At 30.7% G+C, this 21,174-nt stretch carries 22 protein-coding genes; 8 read left to right on the top strand and 14 right to left on the bottom strand.

The annotated features are described in order from the left end of the window. The 3 genes from AABM47_RS05430 to AABM47_RS05420 all read right to left on the bottom strand — a co-directional run. The coding region (locus AABM47_RS05430; RefSeq protein ID WP_338409913.1) for a hypothetical protein at nt 1-668 on the bottom strand (668 nt) is incomplete at its 3' end. Nucleotides 669-680: 12 nt separating this feature from the next. Then, the gene (locus AABM47_RS05425; protein ID WP_338409912.1) at nt 681-896 is read right to left on the bottom strand and encodes a hypothetical protein; all 216 of its coding nucleotides are present in this window, start codon (nt 894-896) and stop codon (nt 681-683) included. A gap of 328 nt (nt 897-1,224) precedes the next feature. Further along, a complete protein-coding gene (locus tag AABM47_RS05420; protein WP_338409911.1) occupies nt 1,225-1,812 on the bottom strand; it encodes a glutathione peroxidase in 588 nt (195 codons plus the stop codon). A 105-nt stretch (nt 1,813-1,917) separates the two neighbouring features. On the opposite strand from AABM47_RS05420, the gene prmA reads away from it, so the two are divergent. Both prmA and AABM47_RS05410 read left to right on the top strand, forming a co-directional pair. Beyond that, the gene (prmA, locus tag AABM47_RS05415; RefSeq protein WP_338409910.1) at nt 1,918-2,751 is read left to right on the top strand and encodes a 50S ribosomal protein L11 methyltransferase; all 834 of its coding nucleotides are present in this window, start codon (nt 1,918-1,920) and stop codon (nt 2,749-2,751) included. A gap of 24 nt (nt 2,752-2,775) precedes the next feature. After that, complete coding sequence (locus AABM47_RS05410) at nt 2,776-3,051, top strand: ATP-dependent Clp protease adaptor ClpS (RefSeq protein WP_338409909.1); 276 nt, start codon at nt 2,776-2,778, stop codon at nt 3,049-3,051. Between the two features lie 40 nt (nt 3,052-3,091). Here AABM47_RS05410 and AABM47_RS05405 read toward each other — a convergent pair whose 3' ends face one another. The 3 genes from AABM47_RS05405 to AABM47_RS05395 all read right to left on the bottom strand — a co-directional run bounded on the left by AABM47_RS05405 (nt 3,092) and on the right by AABM47_RS05395 (nt 7,243). Next, entirely contained in the window at nt 3,092-4,522 is a 1,431-nt protein-coding gene (locus AABM47_RS05405; RefSeq protein WP_338409908.1) for a Na+/H+ antiporter NhaC family protein, read from the bottom strand. 91 nt (nt 4,523-4,613) lie between these two features. Then, nucleotides 4,614-5,966, bottom strand: coding sequence for a M28 family metallopeptidase (locus tag AABM47_RS05400; RefSeq protein ID WP_338409907.1), 1,353 nt, complete (start codon nt 5,964-5,966; stop codon nt 4,614-4,616). Between the two features lie 74 nt (nt 5,967-6,040). Beyond that, nucleotides 6,041-7,243, bottom strand: coding sequence for an aminotransferase class I/II-fold pyridoxal phosphate-dependent enzyme (locus AABM47_RS05395; protein ID WP_338409906.1), 1,203 nt, complete (start codon nt 7,241-7,243; stop codon nt 6,041-6,043). A gap of 238 nt (nt 7,244-7,481) precedes the next feature. Between AABM47_RS05395 and AABM47_RS05390 the strand changes: the two genes are divergently transcribed. The 3 genes from AABM47_RS05390 (at nt 7,482) to lpdA (ending at nt 9,891) form a co-directional block, all read left to right on the top strand. Beyond that, nucleotides 7,482-7,934, top strand: a complete 453-nt coding sequence (locus AABM47_RS05390) for an Lrp/AsnC family transcriptional regulator (RefSeq protein ID WP_338409905.1) — start codon at nt 7,482-7,484, stop codon at nt 7,932-7,934. A gap of 67 nt (nt 7,935-8,001) precedes the next feature. Beyond that, a complete protein-coding gene (locus tag AABM47_RS05385) occupies nt 8,002-8,412 on the top strand; it encodes an META domain-containing protein (protein WP_338409904.1) in 411 nt (136 codons plus the stop codon). A gap of 75 nt (nt 8,413-8,487) precedes the next feature. Further along, a complete protein-coding gene (gene lpdA, locus AABM47_RS05380) occupies nt 8,488-9,891 on the top strand; it encodes a dihydrolipoyl dehydrogenase (RefSeq protein ID WP_338409903.1) in 1,404 nt (467 codons plus the stop codon). A gap of 83 nt (nt 9,892-9,974) precedes the next feature. Here lpdA and AABM47_RS05375 read toward each other — a convergent pair whose 3' ends face one another. After that, nucleotides 9,975-10,349 (bottom strand): DoxX family protein, encoded by a 375-nt coding sequence (locus AABM47_RS05375; protein WP_338409902.1) that lies wholly within the window; start codon nt 10,347-10,349, stop codon nt 9,975-9,977. A gap of 84 nt (nt 10,350-10,433) precedes the next feature. On the opposite strand from AABM47_RS05375, the gene AABM47_RS05370 reads away from it, so the two are divergent. Genes AABM47_RS05370 through AABM47_RS05360 form a run of 3 tightly spaced genes read left to right on the top strand, consistent with a single transcriptional unit; the run spans nt 10,434 to nt 15,109 of the window. After that, nucleotides 10,434-11,732, top strand: a complete 1,299-nt coding sequence (locus AABM47_RS05370; RefSeq protein ID WP_338409901.1) for an anthranilate synthase component I family protein — start codon at nt 10,434-10,436, stop codon at nt 11,730-11,732. A gap of 15 nt (nt 11,733-11,747) precedes the next feature. Beyond that, nucleotides 11,748-13,055, top strand: a complete 1,308-nt coding sequence (tilS, locus tag AABM47_RS05365) for a tRNA lysidine(34) synthetase TilS (protein ID WP_338409900.1) — start codon at nt 11,748-11,750, stop codon at nt 13,053-13,055. Continuing rightward, a complete protein-coding gene (locus AABM47_RS05360) occupies nt 13,055-15,109 on the top strand; it encodes a cytochrome c biogenesis protein CcdA (protein WP_338409899.1) in 2,055 nt (684 codons plus the stop codon). The genes tilS and AABM47_RS05360 overlap by 1 nt, the downstream gene beginning before the upstream one ends. Nucleotides 15,110-15,173: 64 nt before the next feature. On the opposite strand, the gene AABM47_RS05355 is transcribed toward AABM47_RS05360, so the two are convergent. From AABM47_RS05355 to AABM47_RS05325, 7 genes are all read right to left on the bottom strand, one after another. Then, the gene (locus AABM47_RS05355; RefSeq protein WP_338409898.1) at nt 15,174-15,374 is read right to left on the bottom strand and encodes a helix-turn-helix transcriptional regulator; all 201 of its coding nucleotides are present in this window, start codon (nt 15,372-15,374) and stop codon (nt 15,174-15,176) included. After that, on the bottom strand, nt 15,367-15,849 hold the full coding sequence (locus tag AABM47_RS05350; RefSeq protein WP_338409897.1) for a hypothetical protein: 483 nt from the start codon (nt 15,847-15,849) through the stop codon (nt 15,367-15,369). Before AABM47_RS05350 ends, AABM47_RS05355 begins: the two co-directional genes overlap by 8 nt. 274 nt (nt 15,850-16,123) lie before the next feature. Further along, nucleotides 16,124-17,197: an alanine/ornithine racemase family PLP-dependent enzyme gene (locus tag AABM47_RS05345; protein WP_338409896.1), complete on the bottom strand. Its 1,074-nt coding sequence runs from the start codon at nt 17,195-17,197 to the stop codon at nt 16,124-16,126. Next, the gene (alr, locus tag AABM47_RS05340; RefSeq protein ID WP_338409895.1) at nt 17,197-18,348 is read right to left on the bottom strand and encodes an alanine racemase; all 1,152 of its coding nucleotides are present in this window, start codon (nt 18,346-18,348) and stop codon (nt 17,197-17,199) included. Before alr ends, AABM47_RS05345 begins: the two co-directional genes overlap by 1 nt. Then, nucleotides 18,341-19,471 (bottom strand): amidohydrolase, encoded by a 1,131-nt coding sequence (locus AABM47_RS05335; RefSeq protein ID WP_338409894.1) that lies wholly within the window; start codon nt 19,469-19,471, stop codon nt 18,341-18,343. The genes alr and AABM47_RS05335 overlap by 8 nt, the downstream gene beginning before the upstream one ends. Nucleotides 19,472-19,477: 6 nt before the next feature. After that, entirely contained in the window at nt 19,478-19,912 is a 435-nt protein-coding gene (locus AABM47_RS05330) for a GNAT family N-acetyltransferase (RefSeq protein WP_338409893.1), read from the bottom strand. Next, nucleotides 19,902-21,174, bottom strand: a 1,273-nt coding sequence (locus AABM47_RS05325; RefSeq protein ID WP_338409892.1) for a sodium:solute symporter family protein, incomplete at its 5' end; no start/stop codon positions are given. The genes AABM47_RS05330 and AABM47_RS05325, both read right to left, overlap by 11 nt.

Here is a 21,174-nt window from a genome sequence, read left to right as displayed (position 1 = left end):
GAATTATCAAAATAATTTTGACCATCAACGACAGATTCAATACGTTCCCATTTATTTGAACTTGTGTTGTATCCTGCAATAACAATATCTGAAATAGCAGTAGTAGCCCCACCACCTAAAACCGGCATGTTTAATAAATCACTGGCTGATCTCCATGATAAAGTTATTTTTGCACCTGCATCTGCACTATTAGGCATATCCCAATATTCAACAGTTGAAATTGCATTTAAAGTTGATGAATCAACCGTCCCTGTTGGGGCTAAAGCAACATAAGCACCGTCAATTTCTTTTGATATATCTAGTGGTTGCACCCTTAAAGGAGCATATACCGTGCCAGAACCAATAGGCATTATAAAATCGGCATTACCAACTGTTGTGACATAGCCATTTAAATTATGTGCATCAACAGCTCCTATAGATGTTGATCCAGCAGGAAAATACAATCTTCCATAAGAAGCTGTTCGAGTAGTTGTAGACTCCACCATACTTGCTGCAGGACCAAAAGTATAAGGTGACGATAAAGTACCTATATATACAATTCCGGTGTCACCAATGTACAAAGTACCATTTTGTTGTACTTGTCCGCTAACAGAGAAAGACAACAAAACTAATGATAAAATTGTAAAATAAAATTTCATCTTTTTTAAATTAAAAGTATTTTTTTTCATCTTATTTATTTATTAATTTAATTTATTCGTTTTTTTACAATAGTAAAAAAAATATAGGGCACAAGAAACTATTGACATAATGATAAATGGAATTAAATAGTTGTTAATAGGTGCTGAAGGACCTCCATTCGGCTCTCCAGTTCCATCACCTTGAGCAAATAATTTACTTGAGCAAATCATTATAATAAATAATGAATTTAGAATTTTTTTTTGTGTTGTCTTCGTCATGTTTATTTTTTTAATATTATGTTCGATATTATACATCAAAACGTATAATATCGACAAATATATAAAACATGATTTACATAAACGATACAATAATGTAAATAAATAAAAACAAAACGAATATAATGAATATTTTCTGATAAAGTGTCAATTTTTTCAGATGAAACTCATTTTTTATGTGTTAAAAATAATTTTCACTCGTTTTAAGTATGCTAATGAATGATTTATAGTAAAATATAAAGAATATTAAAGAGAAATAAAGGTATAAGTATAAACACTATTGTTTATTACAAACGCTGTAGTTTAGTGTTTTTTAAAATTATACATTAATCTATTTTTCAATCCATTCAATTATTGACTTGTCAGTAGGTAATATGCTGGGATTTATTACTTTTTCTAAATAGCCTTTTTCATTGATGAGGTATTTTTGAAAATTCCATTCCACTGTATTGTCTTTTAATCCGTTTTTGTTTTTTTGGGTTAAAAACTGATAAATTTCATGCATATTTTTTCCTTTGATTGATATTTTTGACATCATAGGAAAACTTACGCCATAATTTTTGTAACAAAAAGCAGCAATTTCTTTGTTTGTTCCTGGCTCTTGAGAACCAAAGTTATTTGTTGGAAAACCAACAATTACAAAATTTTTATTTTTATATTTTTCATAAAGAGCCTGTAAATCTTTATATTGAAACGTTAAACCGCATTCCGATGCAGTATTTACAATCATAATTTTCTTTCCTTTTAAGGTAGAAAAGTCAAATAAACCGCCTTCTAAATTTATGACCTTAAATTGATATATGTTTTCTAAAGCGATTTTTGAGTTATTGGATGTTTTTGAAGGTGTTTTCTCTTGAGCTTTATTTTGAAAACTAGACAATAACGTAACTAGTATAATTATAATGAATGAACTTTTCATAAAAACAATTTCGTTAAATATACATATCAAATACTTTTGTTGATAACAACAAATTATAAAGTTTTCACAAAAAAACAAATGCATTACTTATATTTGCAAAAAAAAATGTCAAACAATTATATAGGGTATGATTTTAGTATTGAACCTAAAGAGCTGGGTAGTGAAATTTTAATGGCACAATTAGGGGATACCGCTTTTGAAAGTTTTTTGGAATCAGAAAAGGGTTTGTCTGCATTTGTAAAAATGGATTTATGGAATGAAACAATATTGCATGACATTGCAATTCTTTCGAATGATGAATTTAAAATTACATATACTTTTGAAGAAATAGAACAAGTAAATTGGAATGAAGAATGGGAAAAAAACTTTAAACCCATTGATGTTGACGGTAAATGTCATGTGAGAGCTCCTTTTCATGAAATAACAAATGCTGCATATGACATTATAATTGAACCAAAAATGAGTTTTGGAACAGGTCATCACGAAACTACCCACATGATGATACAGCATTTATTAGAGATCGATGTTGCCAATTTAAAAACATTAGATATGGGATGTGGTACAGCAATTTTAGCAATTTTAGCCGATAAAAAAGGGGCAAATCCTATAGATGCTATTGATATAGATAACTGGTGTTATTTAAATGCTATCGAAAATGCAGAGCGAAACAACTGTAAACACATAACGGTTTATGAAGGTGATGCTGCTTTGTTAAAAGGTAAAAAATACGATTTAATTATTGCGAATATCAATCGAAACATTTTACTAAACGACATGCAAACTTATGCAGACTGTTTAAACTTAAAAGGGATAATTTTGTTTAGTGGATTTTATAATGAAGATTTTTCATCTATTGATGAATCATGCACAAGCAAAGGATTAACATTTGTTAAAAAATTAGAAAGTAATAACTGGATTTCTTTAAAATACGTAAATTAAATTACCTAATTCTTATTTAAAAAAATGGGTACTAAAGAAAAAATACAAGAAAACGTTGATGTTCTTGAAGAAATTGGATTAAACAATGAAATTGTTCTTTACAACGACGACGTAAATACTTTTGACCATGTTATAGATACTTTAATACAGGTATGTAAACATACAAAAGAACAGGCTGAACAATGTGCCATATTAGTTCATTACAAAGGCAGATGCACCGTTAAAACAGGGAGTTATGAAGAACTTAAACCCTTATGTTCATCTTTGTTAGATGCTGGATTAAGTGCCGAAATTAAATAAAAAAGTTTTTTTCTGGGGAACTCCTTATATTACAGGCCATTTATTTTTTTATTAATTGTCTTATTTTGATGTTAAAAGCAGCAAAAATTAAGGTTGTAATTGGACTGAGCCAGTTAAATATAGCATATATAAAATAGTCACCTACATCTACACCTAAAACACTGCTTTGATAAGCTCCACATGTATTCCAAGGGATTAATACCGATGTTACAGTGCCAGAATCTTCAAGAGTTCTGCTCAAATTTTCAGGAGCTAATCCTTTTTCTTCAAACGCTTTTTTGAACATTTTACCCGGAATAACCAAGGCTAAATATTGATCAGAGGCCACAATATTTAGACCTAAACAACTTATAACTGTAGTTGCAAAAAGACCAAAAACTGAAGATGCAAAAGACAGTAAAACTGCTGTTATACGAGACAAAGCTCCTATAGCATCCATAATTCCTCCAAAAACCATTGCCGAAAGAATTAATAAAATAGTCCATAACATTCCACCCATTCCTTTTGAACTGAATAGATCATTCAAAGAGGTATTATTTGTTATAATTGAGGTTTCTGTAAAAATTGCGTTCAGAATTGTTTTAAATTTAGAGGCTCCTAACGAATTGATAAGCTCTGGTTGAAAATAAAGCGCAAAAACTATTGCAGAAACAACTCCAGATGTTAATGCAATTAAGGGTTTTGTTTTAAAAACAATTAATACAATAACTAAAATAGGCACTAAAAATAAATAGGGTGTTATAACAAATGTGTTTTTTATGGTTTCTAAGATGCTATTTATATTGGCAGTTCCATTTGTTTGGATAGTTAAACTGAGAATTGAAAACACTATTAATGTAACAATATAAGTTGGAACTGTTGTATATGCCATGTATTTTATATGTGTAAATAAATCAGTTCCAGCCATTGCTGGGGCTAAATTTGTGGTATCGCTTAATGGAGACATTTTATCACCAAAGTATGCGCCAGATATAACTGCACCTGCAATCATCCCTGCAGGAATTCCTAAAGTAGTTCCAATACCTATTAATGCTATACCTACAGTTGCAGAGGTTGTCCATGAGCTACCTGTTGCAATAGATATAATTGAAGCGATGATGACAGATGCTGGAAGAAAAATAGACGGACTCAATACTTGTAATCCGTAATAAATCATAGCAGGTATAATGCCGCTAATTAGCCATGTGCCTGCTAATGCTCCAACTAATAATAATATAATAATCGGAACAAATATGCTTTTTATATTAATCCAAATTTCATCAATCATGGATCTAACTTTTACTTTATTAAAAAGTCCCATAATCAAAGAAACACCACCAGATAATAATAAAATTATTTGGTTTGAATAGGTGCCAAATAATTCTCCATCTGCAAAAAATATATTATAAGCAAGTAAAATCATTAAAAAGCATACAGGAATTAATGCTTCCCATATGTTTAGCTCTTTATTTTTTATTATTTTTGTATCCATGAAATATTTATTTTGATCTTGCAATATATAAAAAAATTGCTTAGTAATTTTTTAGACAAATTTTATTTGTAAGATTTCGATTTACATTTTTTTATTTTCTTTTAAAAGTTGTTTTAATAGTAGTTGAAGGAAATATAATTTCACTCTCATGTCCATCAACATCAACTGAAGCTACCCCAAAATAATAATTATCTATAACAATTCCTTCTAAAATATAGTCAAATACTTTTCCTACAAACTTGCTGTACTCCCATTGAGATGAAGTCGTTAGTCTCCAATATATTTTATAACCGGTCGTTGTTTTATCATCTATTTCATCCCATTTTAATTTTACACTTGGCTCAACTATTCCTCCAATTTGAACATTTGTTGGAGCTGGTGGTGCCCATGCTAAACTAGCTAAGGTAATGGCATTTACGCTAGTAAGTTTCTTTGTGTATTCAAAATTTACTCCTTCCAACACATCGCCATATTGAATTCCGTTTTCTTTCCTAATGTTTTGATGTTGTCTGTTGTAGTTTTCATGAGCTTCCATTATTCGAACGCCAGCAAAACCTAAATCATTAAAAGGTCTGTGATGTCCACCACGACCAAATCGGTCTAGTCTATACACCATCATAGGATTCATTTCGGGCATGTAAATTCGAGTTATTTTTTCAATATATCGTGCTAATTGCCTCGAGTTTCCATCTACTTCGCCACCATAAAAACGTCTTAAATTCCGATTTTTTTCAGATTCATTAGCAGGTGTAGGTTCAGAAAATATTCTAAATGTTCTGTTGTCAATTACTCCATCAACACCTTCTATATTACCGATCATGTCATTGTTTAAAACTCCAATAATTTCCCAACCTTTGTTTTTAGCAAAAGCAGCAAATCCTTTTCCTCCAAATAAGCCTTGTTCTTCTCCTGATAGACCTAAATAAATAACACTATTTTTAAACTGATATTTTGACAAAACTCTTGCTGCTTCTATAGTTCCTGACATTCCAGAAGCATTATCATTTGCACCCGGCGCATCTGTCGTAAAATCCATTGTGTCAGAATTTCTACTGTCGATATCACCCGTCATAATAATAAAACGATTTGGATATTTAGTTCCTTTTTGAACAGCAACGACATTTACAATCCAAGTGTCTTTTGAAACTCGTTCACCATCGTTTGTTGTTACAAAATCTTTTTGATAAAAAACGTCTAAACAATTATTACAATTTTTTGAAATGTTTTCAAACTCTGATTTTATCCACCTTCTGGCAGCTCCTATTCCTCTTATGTCTGATAGGGTATCACTGAAAGTGTTTCGAGTTCCAAAATTGACTAAAGTAGTAATGTCTGATTTAATTCTATTTGCCGAAACACTATTTATAATGTCGTAAATTCGACTATCGGTTTGAGCTGTTATATTTTGAGTAATTAGTAGAATTAAAAAGACTATTTTCTTCATTTTTTTATTTCAAAGATAAAAAAAATCCGATTACTATTATAATAATCGGATTGATTCAGTTTTTGTATAAAAAATTAAATAATAGAAAGTTCTTTCATGCATGTTTTCATCATTTGATACGTTCTTTCAATATTATTATCTAAACCTATAGAGAAACGGATTAATCCATCTGTTAATCCCATTTCCAATTGTTCTTCAATTGAAATTTCAGATGAAGTTGAAGTTCCTGGAGCACTAAACAAGGTTTTATAAAAGCCTAAACTCACAGCTAAATATCCTAAATTTCTTTCTTGCATCAGTTCCATTAAAGCGTTTGCTTTTTCCAGTGACCCCGCATCAACAGTTAGCATTCCACCAAACCCATATTCAGGATTAATCATGTTTTTATAAATTTCATGACTAGGGTGACTTTTTAACCCTGGGTAAACTGTTTTGAGACCATCTTGTTCAAATTTTTCAGCTAAATAGGCGGCATTAAAACTGTGTTGTTTGATGCGTAAATGAAGTGTTCTTAAGTTTTTCATAACACTTGCAGACCTTAAGCTATCCATTGTAGGGCCTAATAACATACTTGCACCAGAATTTACATTTTTTAAATCATTAATAAATTCTTCTGAAGCACAAACAACACCTCCAACCGTGTCGCTACTCCCATTGATGTACTTTGTTAAAGAATGAATTACAATATCAGCTCCTAATTTAATTGGTGAAATCGATAATGGCGAAAATGTATTATCTACTATTAGTTTTAAATTATGTTTTTTAGCGATTTTAGAAAGGTTTGCCAAATCAGCTACTTCTAATAAAGGGTTACTAACCGTTTCACAATACAATACTTTTGTATTTGGTGTAATAGCTGCTTCCACTAAATCTAAATTTGTTATGTTAACAAATGTTGTTTGAATGCCCATTCTTGGAGCAAAATTTTTCAAAAAAGCATATGTACCACCATAAATTGTTCTGCTTGAAACAATGTGATCACCGTTACCACATAGTTGCAAAAGAGTAGGAGTGATAGCACCCATGCCAGAAGAAGCAACATTTGCTGATTCTGTTCCTTCCATTGCAGCAAGTGCTCTGTCTAGGTATAAATTACTCGGAGTTGAGTGTCTGGAATATAGGTAACATCCTTCGGCATTACCTTCAAAAGTATCAAACATTGTTTTTGCTGATAAAAACGTGTAGGTTGATGAATCTGAAATAGATGGATTTACACCTCCAAATTCGCCAAAATACTGTAAATCTTGAATGTTGTCGGCAGGGTTGAAATTATTCATAATATCGGTTTTATAGTATTTGTAAATTAGTTCAATTTTATTCAAAGTTGAGAAATACTAATTAATTTGTCAACATATATGGTTTTATTTAGTTTTTTTTACATAAATAATAGATGATTAATGAAAATAAATCTAACAATAGTGTTTAGGTTAAATAATTCTAGTAAATTTGTAAGACAGATAAAAATTAAAAGTAATAGGAACAGTACATAATCTAAAACATACACACCTAAAAAAAATGGACTTAATCGATAAAAACCTTCTAACATACCTTCAGCAAAATTCAAAAATGACTACAAAAGAATTGTCATTGAAATTACACCTATCAGTAACTGCCGTTTATGAACGGATAAAAAAACTAGAACGGGAAGGAATCATTTCAAAATATATTACAATTTTAGATAAAAATAAAATCAACAAAGGTTTTATGGTATTGTGTAATGTAAAATTAATTCAGCACAATGTAGAAAGTGTTACTACTTTTGAAAAAGAAGTAGTACAATTAGAAGAAGTTTTAGAGTGTTTTCATGTAAGTGGTGATTATGATTATGTATTAAAAATTTATGTAAAAGATATGGAAGAGTATCGTCAATTTATGTTAACCAAATTAACAACACTGCAACGAATAGGAAGTACTCAGAGTGTTTTTATGATTGGAGAAATAAAGAACTCATCGATTTTTAGGGTATAATTTTTGGCATTGATTTTGTTTAGAATTAATGGTGTTAAATACTAAAACCAATATAAAATAATAAAAAATGAAAAAATATATAAGCCTTTTCATATGTTTGACTATAATTTCTTGCAAAACAAAAGTAGAAAAAAGGAACCCTAGCATACATACCAAATGGATGTTGATTCAGTTTAAAGATTTTCAAAAACAAAAAATAATGGATAAAAATTGTTATTTAGATTTAACTAATAAGGAAAATTCTTCAGCTAAAATGGGTTGTAATGATCTTGGATTTAGATATATCCTTTCATCCAATAATAAAATAGAATTTGGTCTTGGCAGAACAACATATATGTATTGTGAAGATCATGATATTGAATCTGAATTTTTAAATATTGTAAACTCTATTGAATCATATAAAATTCAAGGGCATAAACTGTATTTAAAAACAAAAACAAATGGAGATCTTATTTTTGTGGCAGAAGATTGGGATTAATTTAAAAATTTTAAATTCAAAACTAAATTTATTTGTAATTTTGCATAATAAAAGATAAACAAAAAAAATAGATATATGAGTCAGTTTGATGTGTTAATTATAGGTTCGGGTCCTGGTGGGTATGTTTCAGCAATTCGTTGTGCCCAGTTAGGGTTTAAAACTGCAATAGTTGAAAAATACGCAACTTTAGGAGGAACTTGCCTTAATGTAGGTTGTATACCTTCAAAAGCATTGTTGGCGTCTTCTCATCATTATCATGATATAAAACACTTTGCAGATCACGGAATTGAAGTTTCAGGAGAAGTAAAAGTAAACCTCCAAAAAATGATTGATAGAAAACAAGCTATTGTTGATCAAACTACAGGTGGTGTTAAGTTTTTAATGGATAAAAATAAAATTACCGTTTTTGAAGGATTAGGTTCTTTTGAAGATGCAACACATGTAAAAGTTACTAAAAATGATGGTTCGTTTGAAATTATTGAATCAACAAACATAATAATTGCTACAGGTTCAAAACCATCTAACTTGCCTTTTATCACCTTAGATAAAGAAAGAATTATTACTTCAACAGAAGCTTTAAAGCTGCCTGAAATCCCTAAACACTTAGTAATCATAGGTGGTGGAGTTATTGGTATAGAACTAGGTCAGGTTTATTTACGATTAGGATCACAAGTATCTGTAGTAGAATACATGGATCGAATTATTCCAGGTATGGATAGTTCGTTGTCTAAAGAATTAACAAAAGTTTTAAAGAAACAAGGCATGAAATTCTATGTTTCTCACAAAGTACAATCTGTAGAAAGAATAGAAAATAAAGTAACCGTAAAGGCTGAAAATGTAAAAGGTGAGATCATTTCTTTAGAAGGGGATTATGCATTAGTTTCTGTAGGTCGTCGTCCATATACTGCAGCATTAAATGCAGAAAAAGCTGGCGTAAAAATTACAGATAGGGGAATGGTAGACGTTAACGATCACTTGCAAACAAACGTTCCTAATATTTATGCTATAGGTGATGTTGTTCGTGGAGCTATGTTGGCTCATAAAGCTGAAGAAGAAGGTGCAATGGTTGCTGAAATTTTGGCAGGACAAAAACCGCATATTAATTACAACCTAATTCCGGGGGTGGTTTACACTTGGCCAGAAGTAGCTGCTGTAGGAAAAACAGGAGAGCAATTAAAAACAGAAGGAGTTGCATACAAATCGGGTAGTTTTCCATTTAAAGCACTAGGAAGAGCTAGAGCTGGTGGTGACTTAGACGGTTTTGTAAAAATACTAGCAGATGCTAAAACAGATGAGGTTTTAGGCGTGCACATGATTGGTGCTCGCTGTGCTGATTTAATTGCAGAAGCTGTTGTAGCAATGGAATTTAGAGCAAGTGCCGAAGATATTTCTCGCATGAGTCATGCACACCCTACATTTGCAGAAGCAATAAAAGAAGCGGCTTTATCAGCAACAGATAATAGACCACTACACGTTTAGTAAAACTTTTAAAAACACATAAAATCCAAATCTTAATATTATTCAAATTGAGATTTGGATTTTTTTATTTAATTAATAATAAATTATGCTTTAAAAAGATTTTTATACGAATCCCAATGTGCAAAAATTAAAAAAGTATTAGCTCCTAAAACAAATACAGCTACAGGAATTTCAGAGAAAGTAGTTACGGTATGCATTAAAAAAATATTTACAGTAATTGGCAATAAAACAAGTAAGGATATGTTCATAAATTTGCCACTTAAAAGACTTAAGCCAGCAATTAATTCGATAGATTTTGCTAACGGCATGATGTATTTTGATGCGACTAAACCAGTCATCAATGTAGCCATGTTTCCAGTTTGAACCTCAGCTTCGCCAAGATTAAAAAAGTAGACTACAGATGCAAAAATTAAGAGAGATCCAAGAAGAATACGAACAATTAAAACTGCTATTTTCATAATGTAATAGTTTTATAGGTTAATGCATAAAGATATAAAATAATTGAATTGAAAATTGTAATTTTGAAATTCAAATAAAAATCATTGAGAACATCCATATTTAAACAAATTGACAATCCTTCTGAATTTAAAAAGCAACTTCTAAAATGGGCTCAACAGTTTGGAGAAATTATTTTTTTAGATTCAAATGTAGCGTACAGTAACCTTTCAAAATATTCGAATTTTGATATGGTATTAGCTGTAGATGCTTTTACGGCCATAAAAACAGATTACAAAAATGCTTTTGAAGATTTATTTCAATATCAGTCACATACAAAAGATTGGTTGTTTGGCTATCTTTCATATGACTTAAAAAACGATATTGAAGAGCTAGAATCAAATAATTATGACGGATTGCATTTTCCAGACTTATATTTTTTTCAACCCAAAAAACTGTTTTTCCTTAAAGGAAATCAGTTGGAAATTAAATATCTCAACCTGTGTGATGATGAGGTAGAACTTGATTTGATCGAAGTTGCTAACTACTCGTTATCGATAACTAATCATACATTGCCAGATATAAAACAACGAATTTCTAAAGAAAATTACTTAAAAAAAGTCACCAAAATATTGAAACATATTCATCTTGGCAATATTTATGAAGCCAATTTTTGTATGGAATTTTTTGCTAAAAACGTTATAATTAATCCTCATCAGATATATAATCAGCTTAATGCCATTTCAGAACCCCCTTTTGCTGTTTATTTTAAAAACAAGAAATGTTTTTTAATTTCAGCTTCACCAGAACGCTATTTAAAAAAAACGGACAGTAAGGTTATATCGCAACCAATTAAAGGGACAGCTAAACGCAGTTTTGACAAAGATGCAGATGTGCAATTGAAAACAGCTTTGTTTACAAATGAAAAAGAACGTTCAGAAAACATTATGATTGTAGACTTAGTGCGTAATGATTTATCACATACTGCAACAAAGGGAAGTGTTGAGGTTGAAGAGTTATGCAAGGTAAATACCTTTAAGCAAGTACATCAAATGATTTCTACAGTAGTTTCTGAAGTTGAAAACACCACCTCACCCATACAAATTATTAAAACTACTTTTCCAATGGGAAGTATGACCGGTGCACCCAAAATATCGGCAATGAAAATCATTGAAGATTTAGAAGAAACTAAAAGAGGCTTGTATAGTGGTGCAATGGGCTATTTTAATCCAAATGGTGATTTTGACTTCAATGTTGTTATTCGTAGTATTTTATATAATTCAACAAATCAATATGTTTCTTTTTCTGTAGGAAGTGCCATAACTTCTAAATCTGATCCTGAACAGGAATATGAAGAGTGTTTATTAAAAGCAAAAGCAATGTTTGAAGTGTTGTTAAACAAATAATTCTTATTTTTGAGGATGCAAAGTCAATTTCATAAGCAGTTAGTAAGCGATTTTTCTTTTTTAAAAAAAAAGAAACTACTTTTAGCCATTAGCGGTGGTATAGACAGCATGGTCTTGTTGCATATGTTTCATCAGTTGAATTTTGATATATATGTGGCTCATTGCAATTTTAGCTTACGTGATGCCGAAAGTGATACCGATGAAGATTTTGTAAAAAATACGTGCAAAGCATTAAAAATTCCTGTTTTTATTCAAAAATTTGACACAAATGGTTTTGCATTTGAACAAAAAATGTCCATTCAATTAGCTGCTCGAAAACTTCGTTATGATTGGTTTTCTGAATTATTAACAGATAAACAATTAAATTTTGTTTTAACCGCACATCATTTAGATGATGAAATTGAAACGTTTTTAATAAACCTAACACGAGGAACTGGCTTGGAGGGTTTAACCGGAATTCCTGCTCAAAACAACCATGTAATCCGTCCTTTATTAAAATTTTCTAGAGAAGAAATTTTACAATTTGCTAAAGAGAACAATATAAAATGGAGAGAGGATTCTAGCAATGCCTCCAAAAAATATTTGAGAAACAAATTGCGTCACGATGTTGTACCTGTTTTAAAAGAATTGAATCCAAATTTTATACATTCGTTTCAAAACACATTAAATAATTTAAAACAAGCTCAATCTTTAGTCGAAAATGCCTCTCAAATGATCTATAAAAAGATTGTTACTGAGCAAATTGATCAAAAAAAAATTGACATTTTAAAATTAACCCAACTCAAAAATTATGAAGCTTATCTTTTTCAGTGGTTAAAGCCTTATGGATTTTCTGCTTGGGAAGATATTTACGCCTTAGTAAAGGCTCAAACAGGCAAACAAATTTTTTCTAAAAAACATGTTATTTTAAAAGATAGAAATTTTTTAATTATTTCAAAAAAAAATAATCAAGAAAATCAAACCTATTATAAAATTGAGCAAGAGGCTTTATACGTTAATTTTCCCTTAAAAATCGCATTTAGTTCGCCAGATAAAATCTCTAGTCTTTCAAATTCTGTTATATTTGTAGATCAAGAAAAAATAGTTTATCCTTTAATTCTTCGTAAATGGGAAAAAGGTGACGATTTTTGTCCTTCAGGAATGAAAGGAAAAAAGAAAATTAGCAAGTATTTTAAAGATGAAAAATTTTCTTTGATAGATAAACAAAATCAATGGTTGCTTTGTTCCAATGATAAAATTGTTTGGATTATTAATCACAGAGCCGACGAGCGATTTATTGCAAATAATGCAACAAAAAAATTATTAAAATTAGAAATACTATAATGAAGAAATTAGTTTTAAGTTTAGTACTATTTGTTTCCTTTGTTGGAAATGCTCAAATATTAAACCCCGTACAATGGAAAACACAAGTCGTTCAAAAAACAGATACTGAATTTGAATTAATTATGAATGCTACCATTCAAGATGAGTGGCATATGTATTCTCAATTTACTCCAGAAGGCGGTGCTTTACCGGCCTTTTTTGAATATAAAGAAAGTCAGGGCAATTATAAGCTTGTTGGAACAACTGAGGAAAGTTCGTATAAAAAAGTATTCAACGATATTTTTGAAGTAGAGGAGTACTATTTTGCAAAAAAAGCTCAATTTAAACAAGTAATAAGGATAACCAATTCCAATTTAAAAGAAGTAAAAGTTTATGTTGAATACCAAGTATGTAAAGAACAATGCATTCAACAAGACAAGACTTTTACGTTCAAGTTACCTCAAATAAAAACAGTTCAAAAAACAGATTTAGCAGCAACAGACACCTCAAAAGAAATACTAAAAACACCAGAAATTGTGTCTCAAGGTACTGATACAACTTCGAATGAAATTGCATCGGTAGTAAATGAAGATAAAGCAGTACAAAACACAAGTGAAGTTAAAAATGATAAGCCAGAAAAAGTAAATCTTTGGTTGTTGTTTTTAGGCACATTACTTGCAGGTATATTGGTTACTTTTACTCCTTGTGTATTTCCAATGATCCCAATGACGGTTAGTTTCTTTTTAAAACAAAGCGCAAATGGTGATAAGTCTAAAGGAAGAACAAATGCTTTAATGTATGGTTTTTTTATAGTAATTATATATGTTTTAATTTCCTTGCCTTTTCATATATTTCAAAGTTTAAGTCCTGATATTTTTTATGAAATATCAACAAACCCTTATTTAAACATATTTTTCTTTACTGTTTTTGTTCTTTTTGCTATATCATTTTTAGGAGCTTTTGAAATCACAATTCCATCAAGGTTAGCAAATAAAGTTGATAACGCTTCTAATAAAGGAGGTTTTACAGGTATATTTTTTATGGCATTAACGTTGATAATTGTGTCTTTTTCTTGTACAGGTCCTGCTTTAGGCGCAGTAATTGGAGGTGTTTTGTCATCAGATGGCGGTGCAACATTACTCACAATAGCAATGTTTGGATTTGGGTTAGGTTTAGCTTTCCCATTTATGATATTTGCTTTATTTCCTAGTATGTTGGGTAATTTGCCAAAATCAGGAGGATGGTTAAATACGGTCAAAGTTGTGTTTGGTTTTATAGAACTCGCATTAGCATTCAAGTTTTTATCCATGGCAGATTTAGTTATGGATTGGCATATATTAGAAAGAGAAACATTTATAGCCATTTGGATTGCAATTTTTGGAAGTTTGGCTTTATATTTATTTGGAAAAATTACATTGCCACACGACAGCCCATTATCACACATTTCTGTAGGAAGATTGTTATTAGGTCTGTTAACATTAACTTTTACTATTTATTTAATTCCAGGATTATGGGGAGCACCCTTAAATGTTATAAGTGGTTTTCCACCACCAATGAGCTATAGTGAAAGTCCGCAAGGCGTTGGATATAAAAACACTTCAACAACATCAAATACTGTTTTACCAGACCATGCGCAGTATGGACCTCACAATATAATAGCTTTTCATAATTATGATGATGGATTGGCATATGCAAAGAAAATAAACAAGCCTGTAATGATTGATTTTACAGGAGTTACCTGCGTAAATTGTCGAAGAATGGAAGAATTAGTATGGGCTAAACCAGAAATACTTTCTATTATTAAAAATGATGTTGTCATGATTTCTTTATATGTAGATGATAGAACTCCACTGCCTTTAGATAAAATATATACCAATGCTACTGGAAAAGAAATTAACACCTATGGAAAAAAATGGAGTGATTTAGGAATAACTAAATACAAAGCGAACATACAACCATACTATATTTTAATGGATCATAACGAAGAAAATTTAAACATACCAGTTGGATATACGCCAGATGTGTCTGCTTATAAAGCTTGGTTAGATGAAGGTTTAGAAGCTTTTAAGAAATAACAAGAATTAATATTAAATTTGATGTAGACCTAACAGGTTTTAAAAACCTGTTAGGTCTTTTTTTTTAATCTGTTTCTTCTAAAGAAAATATTTCTTTTACAGGTTTTTCAAAATATCGTGCTAATTTTAAAGCTAGCAGAGTAGAAGGAACATATTTTCCTTTTTCCATAGCGTTTATGGTTTGTCTGCTGACTTGTATTTGTTTTGCCAACTCTTCTTGCGAAATATTTTTGATGGCTCGTAATACTTTTAAATTATTAGTCATTTTGATTGGTATTATTTAGTTTGTAGATCATGTAATGAAACCGAATGATAAAGAATAGGAGCAAAGTAAAAGTATTGTAAATAAGTACATTCATAAACGAAAAACCATACATAAATGCCGTAAATAAGAGTATTAATCCATAGTTAACATAGGTTGACCAAACGAGACTTTCATACCTAATTTTGGAAATATATTCATCTTCATTTTTAAGTTTAGAAAAACCAATCAATAAACCACCAATAATTAGACTAAAAGTTAATAATTCATCTGTCAAACTATTTTTTAATATTTGGAAAAAGTGATTGGAAGATTCTCTAAAGATATCATCTGTGTAAAATGCGAAAACGCTAAACTCAAAATATTTTTCAATATTCCATTCAAAAAGAGGGATTAGAATTGCAAAAATAAAACTCGGTACAAATAAAATCCAACCTATCATCTTGAATTGGTTTGGAAAAAGAAAACGTGTTTTCATAAGAAATGATTTTAAATTCATTTCAAATGTAATCCGTATTTTACATATTGACAAGTAAAATTAACTAAAAGTAAAACAAAGTTAACTTTTGTTTTTTTATTTTAAATTTTTATAAAATATCTTAGATTTATAATTAATTTTGAAAACTACTTATAAAACCTAGCCCTGATTGCAACGACAGCTTTTGATTGGCTTTTTTTGCCAAGCAAAACTATAGAGGAAAGCAGGAGGATTTTTGATATGAAAACAACTTTTGAGCTTCTAATATAAAAGATTATTCCACAATTTTTTCAATATAGTCTGAGTTTAAAAGATATAAAGCCCCCATGTATTGTAGGTTAAAAGATACTAAATCTCCTACTTTATAATTGTTTTTTGAATTACTTATATCAATTACAGTCATGTCTGAACTAGAATCAATTATGGATATTGATTCATCAGTAGGCGCAAGGTATTGAGGTTGCATATCTAATAATCCAAAATCTAAAATTGCTCGTAAAGAAGTTTCACTCAAATCGACATTTTCTTCTATTATAAAAGTAGATCCTGCAACATTTTCACCTAACTCTCCTGTTGGATTATTTGGTTTTTCGGTAATTTCAATGATTTCAGCATATAACTTAAAAACATCGTTGTGCATTCCATCAATGGTATCGCCAGTAAACAAATCTTTTCCAAAGAATAGTGCTTCGCCTATTCTAAAATGATTGACAGCCATGGGTCGAGCATTTTTCAATATCAAAGGAATAGCCACTGAAGTTCCTCCAGAAACCCAGGGTATTTTTATGCAAAATTTAGCTTCAATTAACTGCTTATATAAACTCAACTGAATCAGTTTGTCTTGTGTAGGCATAACGCCACTTAAGCAGTTTAAATTTGTTCCAATACCAAGAATTTCAATATGGGGTAAGCTAAAAACCTGCTCATAAAACACCATTAGTTCTTCACCTAAAACGCCTTCTCTTAAATCACCCATTTCAATCATAATGATAACCTTGTGGGTTTTGTTTTGTCGTTTTGATTCTTCGGATATTAATTTAATAGTATAAATTTCAGTATTGAAACTCACATCTGCAAATTGAACGATTTTTTCAATATTACGTTTGGATGGTGGTTTTATATAGACCGTTTGAACGTTAGGGTTTAGCTTTTTTATTCTTCTTAGATTACTAATTCTAGAATCGTGCATTTCTGTTACCCCAAGATTAATAAGCTCTTTAAGGTAAATTGTGTTGCCACAAAGCAATTTGGTTACAACACCCCAGTCTATGTTTCTTTCTTTGAATATGGTATCCAAAAAGGTGTAATTTTCTTTTAATTTTGTGCTATATAGTTTTAAAAATGCCATTATGTTATAATTTTTCGAGGTATGTTTTTAGATATTCGGGTTAGTAATTCATAATTTAATTGGTTACTCATGTCACTAAAAGATGCTATGCTTAAAGATAGTTTATTTTGATCTCCAATAAGAACAACTTCATCTCCTTTTTTAATGTGATCAATTTCGGTAACATTAACCGTAAGCATATTCATATTTACAGTTCCTACAACACCACAGCGTTCTCCGTTGATTAAAACCCGACCTTGATTACTTAAAGAGCGACTGTAGCCGTGGGAGTATCCTATTGGAATTGTAGCAATTTTCATTTTATTATGTGCCATATAGCTGGTTCCATAGCCAATAAATTGGCCAGACTTTACCCTTTTTGTGCTCATAACTTCAGTTTTCCATGAAATAACCCGTTCTAAAGGATTTTTTTTTGTTTTTTTAGCAGTCAAATAGTTAACTAAAACTTCTGGACTTGGCCATAAACCATATTGTAGAATTCCTACTCTAACTAATTCCATTCGTGTTTCGGGAAACATAATTGAAGCTGCCGAACATGCTGTATGTCTAATTTCTGGAGAAATTCCGCAGGAAGTTATGATTTCATTAGCTTTATTAAAAAGTTCAATTTGTTTAGAAACTCTAAAATAATTTGAGATGCTTTCTGCACCTGCATAATGGGTACAAAGTCCTTTAAAATGTATGTTATTTTTCTCTTTAATTAAATACTGAGCAACTTTTGTAATATTTTTAATTTCAAAACCTGTTCTGTTCATTCCTGTTTCTACTTCGATATGAATGATGGCTTTTTGCTTTAATTTTTTTGCTGTTTTTGTTGCCTTTAGTAATCGATATCTTTCAAAAATGTAAAACTCTATATCGTTTTTAATTACCCAATCTAAATCGTCATCTGCTACAAATCCCATTATCATAATAGTAGCTTTCTTGTCTAAAGTGTTAAAAACAACTTTTGCTTCTTCAACATCAAAAACTGAAAAATGGTTAATACCATTGTTGTAAGCCATAGAAACAAATTCAGCCAAGCCATGTCCATAGGCATTTCCTTTTACAACAGAGGATAAAATTATTTTATTTCCAAAGACTTTCCTAAGAAAAATAATGTTGTTTTTATGTGCTTTTTGGCTTAGTGTTATAGTCGAGTTTTTATGCATCAATAATTTCTTTAGTAATTTGATAGAAAAGCTGTATGCCAGTTGGTATTATTTCATCAGGAAAATCATAGTCAGGATTGTGTAAGGCAGGTGTTTTTTTTCCAGAACCTAAACCAAACATGGCTCCTTTAAAGTGTTGTGTAAAAAGACCAAAATCTTCTCCAAAAGTAAAAGGTAATTTTTTTTCTAAAAAATTAAGGTTTAGATGTGTAAGAGCTTTTTTAATATGACTTACTGCTTCAATGTTATTTTCATTGGCCTCAAATGATTCGGTCCAATTAATTTCTGTTTTTAAACTGTATTTTGAAGCAATTGTATTTGCATTTTCTTCTAAATTTGATTCAATTATTTTCATTTGCAAACTGCTGTTACTTCTAACGGTAAAATGAACCTCTCCAAATCCTGCAGAAACACCATAAGCTTTTTCACCCATATTAATATAAATAGGAGTTACGAGACAGTAGGTTTTAGATGACAAATCAGTGTTTATTTTTGAATTAAATTTAGTGATGATTTCTGCTAGGGCTAAAGCTGGATTTATTCCGTTTTCTGGTTCACCTGCATGAGCTGTTTTTCCACTTAATTTAATAATTATACTATGTACTGAGCAGGTGAATGTGTTTTTTTTAATTATAATTTGTTTTTTTTTATACCCAGGTAAGTTGTGTAATGAATAAACAAAATCTGGTTTTATGTTTTTAAATTTAAAATCATTTAAAACTCTTTTGGCACCATTCCCATCTTCTTCAGATGGTTGAAATAAAAGCATAACCGTTCCTTTTTTTAAAGGATTTTCGTATAGTTTTTTTCCCAATCCACATAAAATAGCCATATGGCCGTCATGTCCGCATTTATGAGAAACACCTTCGTAAACAGATTTGTAATTAAACGTATTAATTTCTTGAATAGGTAAGGCATCTAATTCGCATCGAAATAAAATAGATTTTCCTGTTTTTTTTCCGTTGTAAAGAGCCAAAATTCCTTCGCCACCAATATTAGTGATCAATTTATTTGGAGGATATTTCGAAAGAAAACGAATTATAAGATTAGCGGTTTCTTTCTCATTTCCAGATACTTCGGGATATTTATGTAATTTGTGTCTTATTTGAATAAGTTCTTCCAAAATATACTATTTAGTTAAACGCATTTCCAAATACTTGTTAGTAAAGCCTAATTTTTCGTACAACCCTTTTGCAGGATTATCGGGCTCCACATGTAAGGCTATATTTCCTTTTGCGGTATCAATAGCTTTTTGCATTAGCTTTTTACCAAAGCCTTTTCCACGATGCCTGTTGTCAACCGCTATGTATACCAAAATGTTTTCAGGAATAAACCCACCCATGCCGGTATTATTTAGAATAACAACACCAACAATTTGTTTGTTTTCTAACCCTACAATTAAAGACCCACCTTTAGCTGGATTCATGGCATAATTTATACATTTGAGAATGTCTTCTGTTGTGTCACCATATTGTTCTAAATGTGTAAATAAAAAGGTTGCAATTACTTGGTGTGTATATGTTTTGTTTTCTCCACTCTCTGGAGTAATGATTTTAAATTCCATTAGATTTTTTTTTATAGTGGTAATTAGACAATAATATAAATGTGATTAATGATATGCTTATTCCAAATATATTAGCATCGAGATGTTGGGGCAATGCATAGTTAAACGGCAGTTTGTTGCTGGAGATAATTAATCCAATTGTTGTTGAACCACCTAATAGCATGCTCCAAAATGCAGCAATTGAGTTGCTTTTTTTCCAAAACAAAGCTCCAAGAACAGGTACAAATAAACCACTAACCATAAATGCATAGGAGTAAAGCATTAGTTCTAGAACATTTTGCATTTGAGAAGCTAAAAGAATTGCAAACACACCGACAGAAAGAGTAACAATTTGTGATAATTGCAGCATTTTCTTTTCAGAAAATTCTTTTTTAGTAAATTTAGAGATAATATCAGTAACAATATTTCCGGAAGCAGCCATTAAACAACTATCAGCTGTCGACAGTATTGCCGAAAAATAAGATGAAAGCATTAATCCCATCAAGCCAACGGGCAAAATTGTGCTCAAAAGAATTGGCAATCCCATTTCACTATCCATTGTAGAAGCATCTGTAATGCCGTCAAACATACCCTGGTTTGCTGCAACTTTAGCTAACATTCCAAGTACAACTCCCATAAAAGCCATTATTGGCCATTCAAATAAACCAGCAATAAACCAAGCTTTTTTTGCTTCTTTTTCGTCTTTGCAGGCATATATACGTTGGTATAAAGTCATTCCTATAAACCAAATAGGAATTATGGTAACAGACCAATTTAATAATTGATGCCACGAAACATTTGTTAACGATAAATATTCGGGAGCTAAACTTGCTTTAATTACATCATAACCACCAACAGCATTGTAAGCTATTGGAATTCCAATAAAAACCAATCCTACAATTAGAATAATCCATTGAATAGTATCGGTATAAATTACGGCTTTTAAACCACCAACAGCTGTATAAACTACGGCAATTGCTCCCATTACTACAAGTGCCCATTGTAAATCTAAACCCTCAATGGTAGCTGAGGCTAATTTGGCTCCTGCTAAAACTTGAGAGCTCGTAAAACCAACATAACCAATTGCCGAAATAATTCCGGCCAATAAAGCTACTTTAGCGTTATAAAAATGATTGAATATTTGTGGAAAGGTAAAAAACTTATATCGATGACCCAATTCACTAACTTTAGGAATTAAGAACACAGCGCTTAACCAAGCACCAATTAAACCTGTAAATAACATCCACGAACCCGAAATACCCATGGTAAAACCAAGTCCTCCT

The organism is uncultured Flavobacterium sp. (assembly GCF_963925415.1).
In the GTDB taxonomy this organism is placed as follows: domain Bacteria; phylum Bacteroidota; class Bacteroidia; order Flavobacteriales; family Flavobacteriaceae; genus Flavobacterium.
The sequence above is the reverse complement of the archived record's forward strand: the minus strand, read 5'-3'. Positions and strand labels throughout refer to the sequence as shown.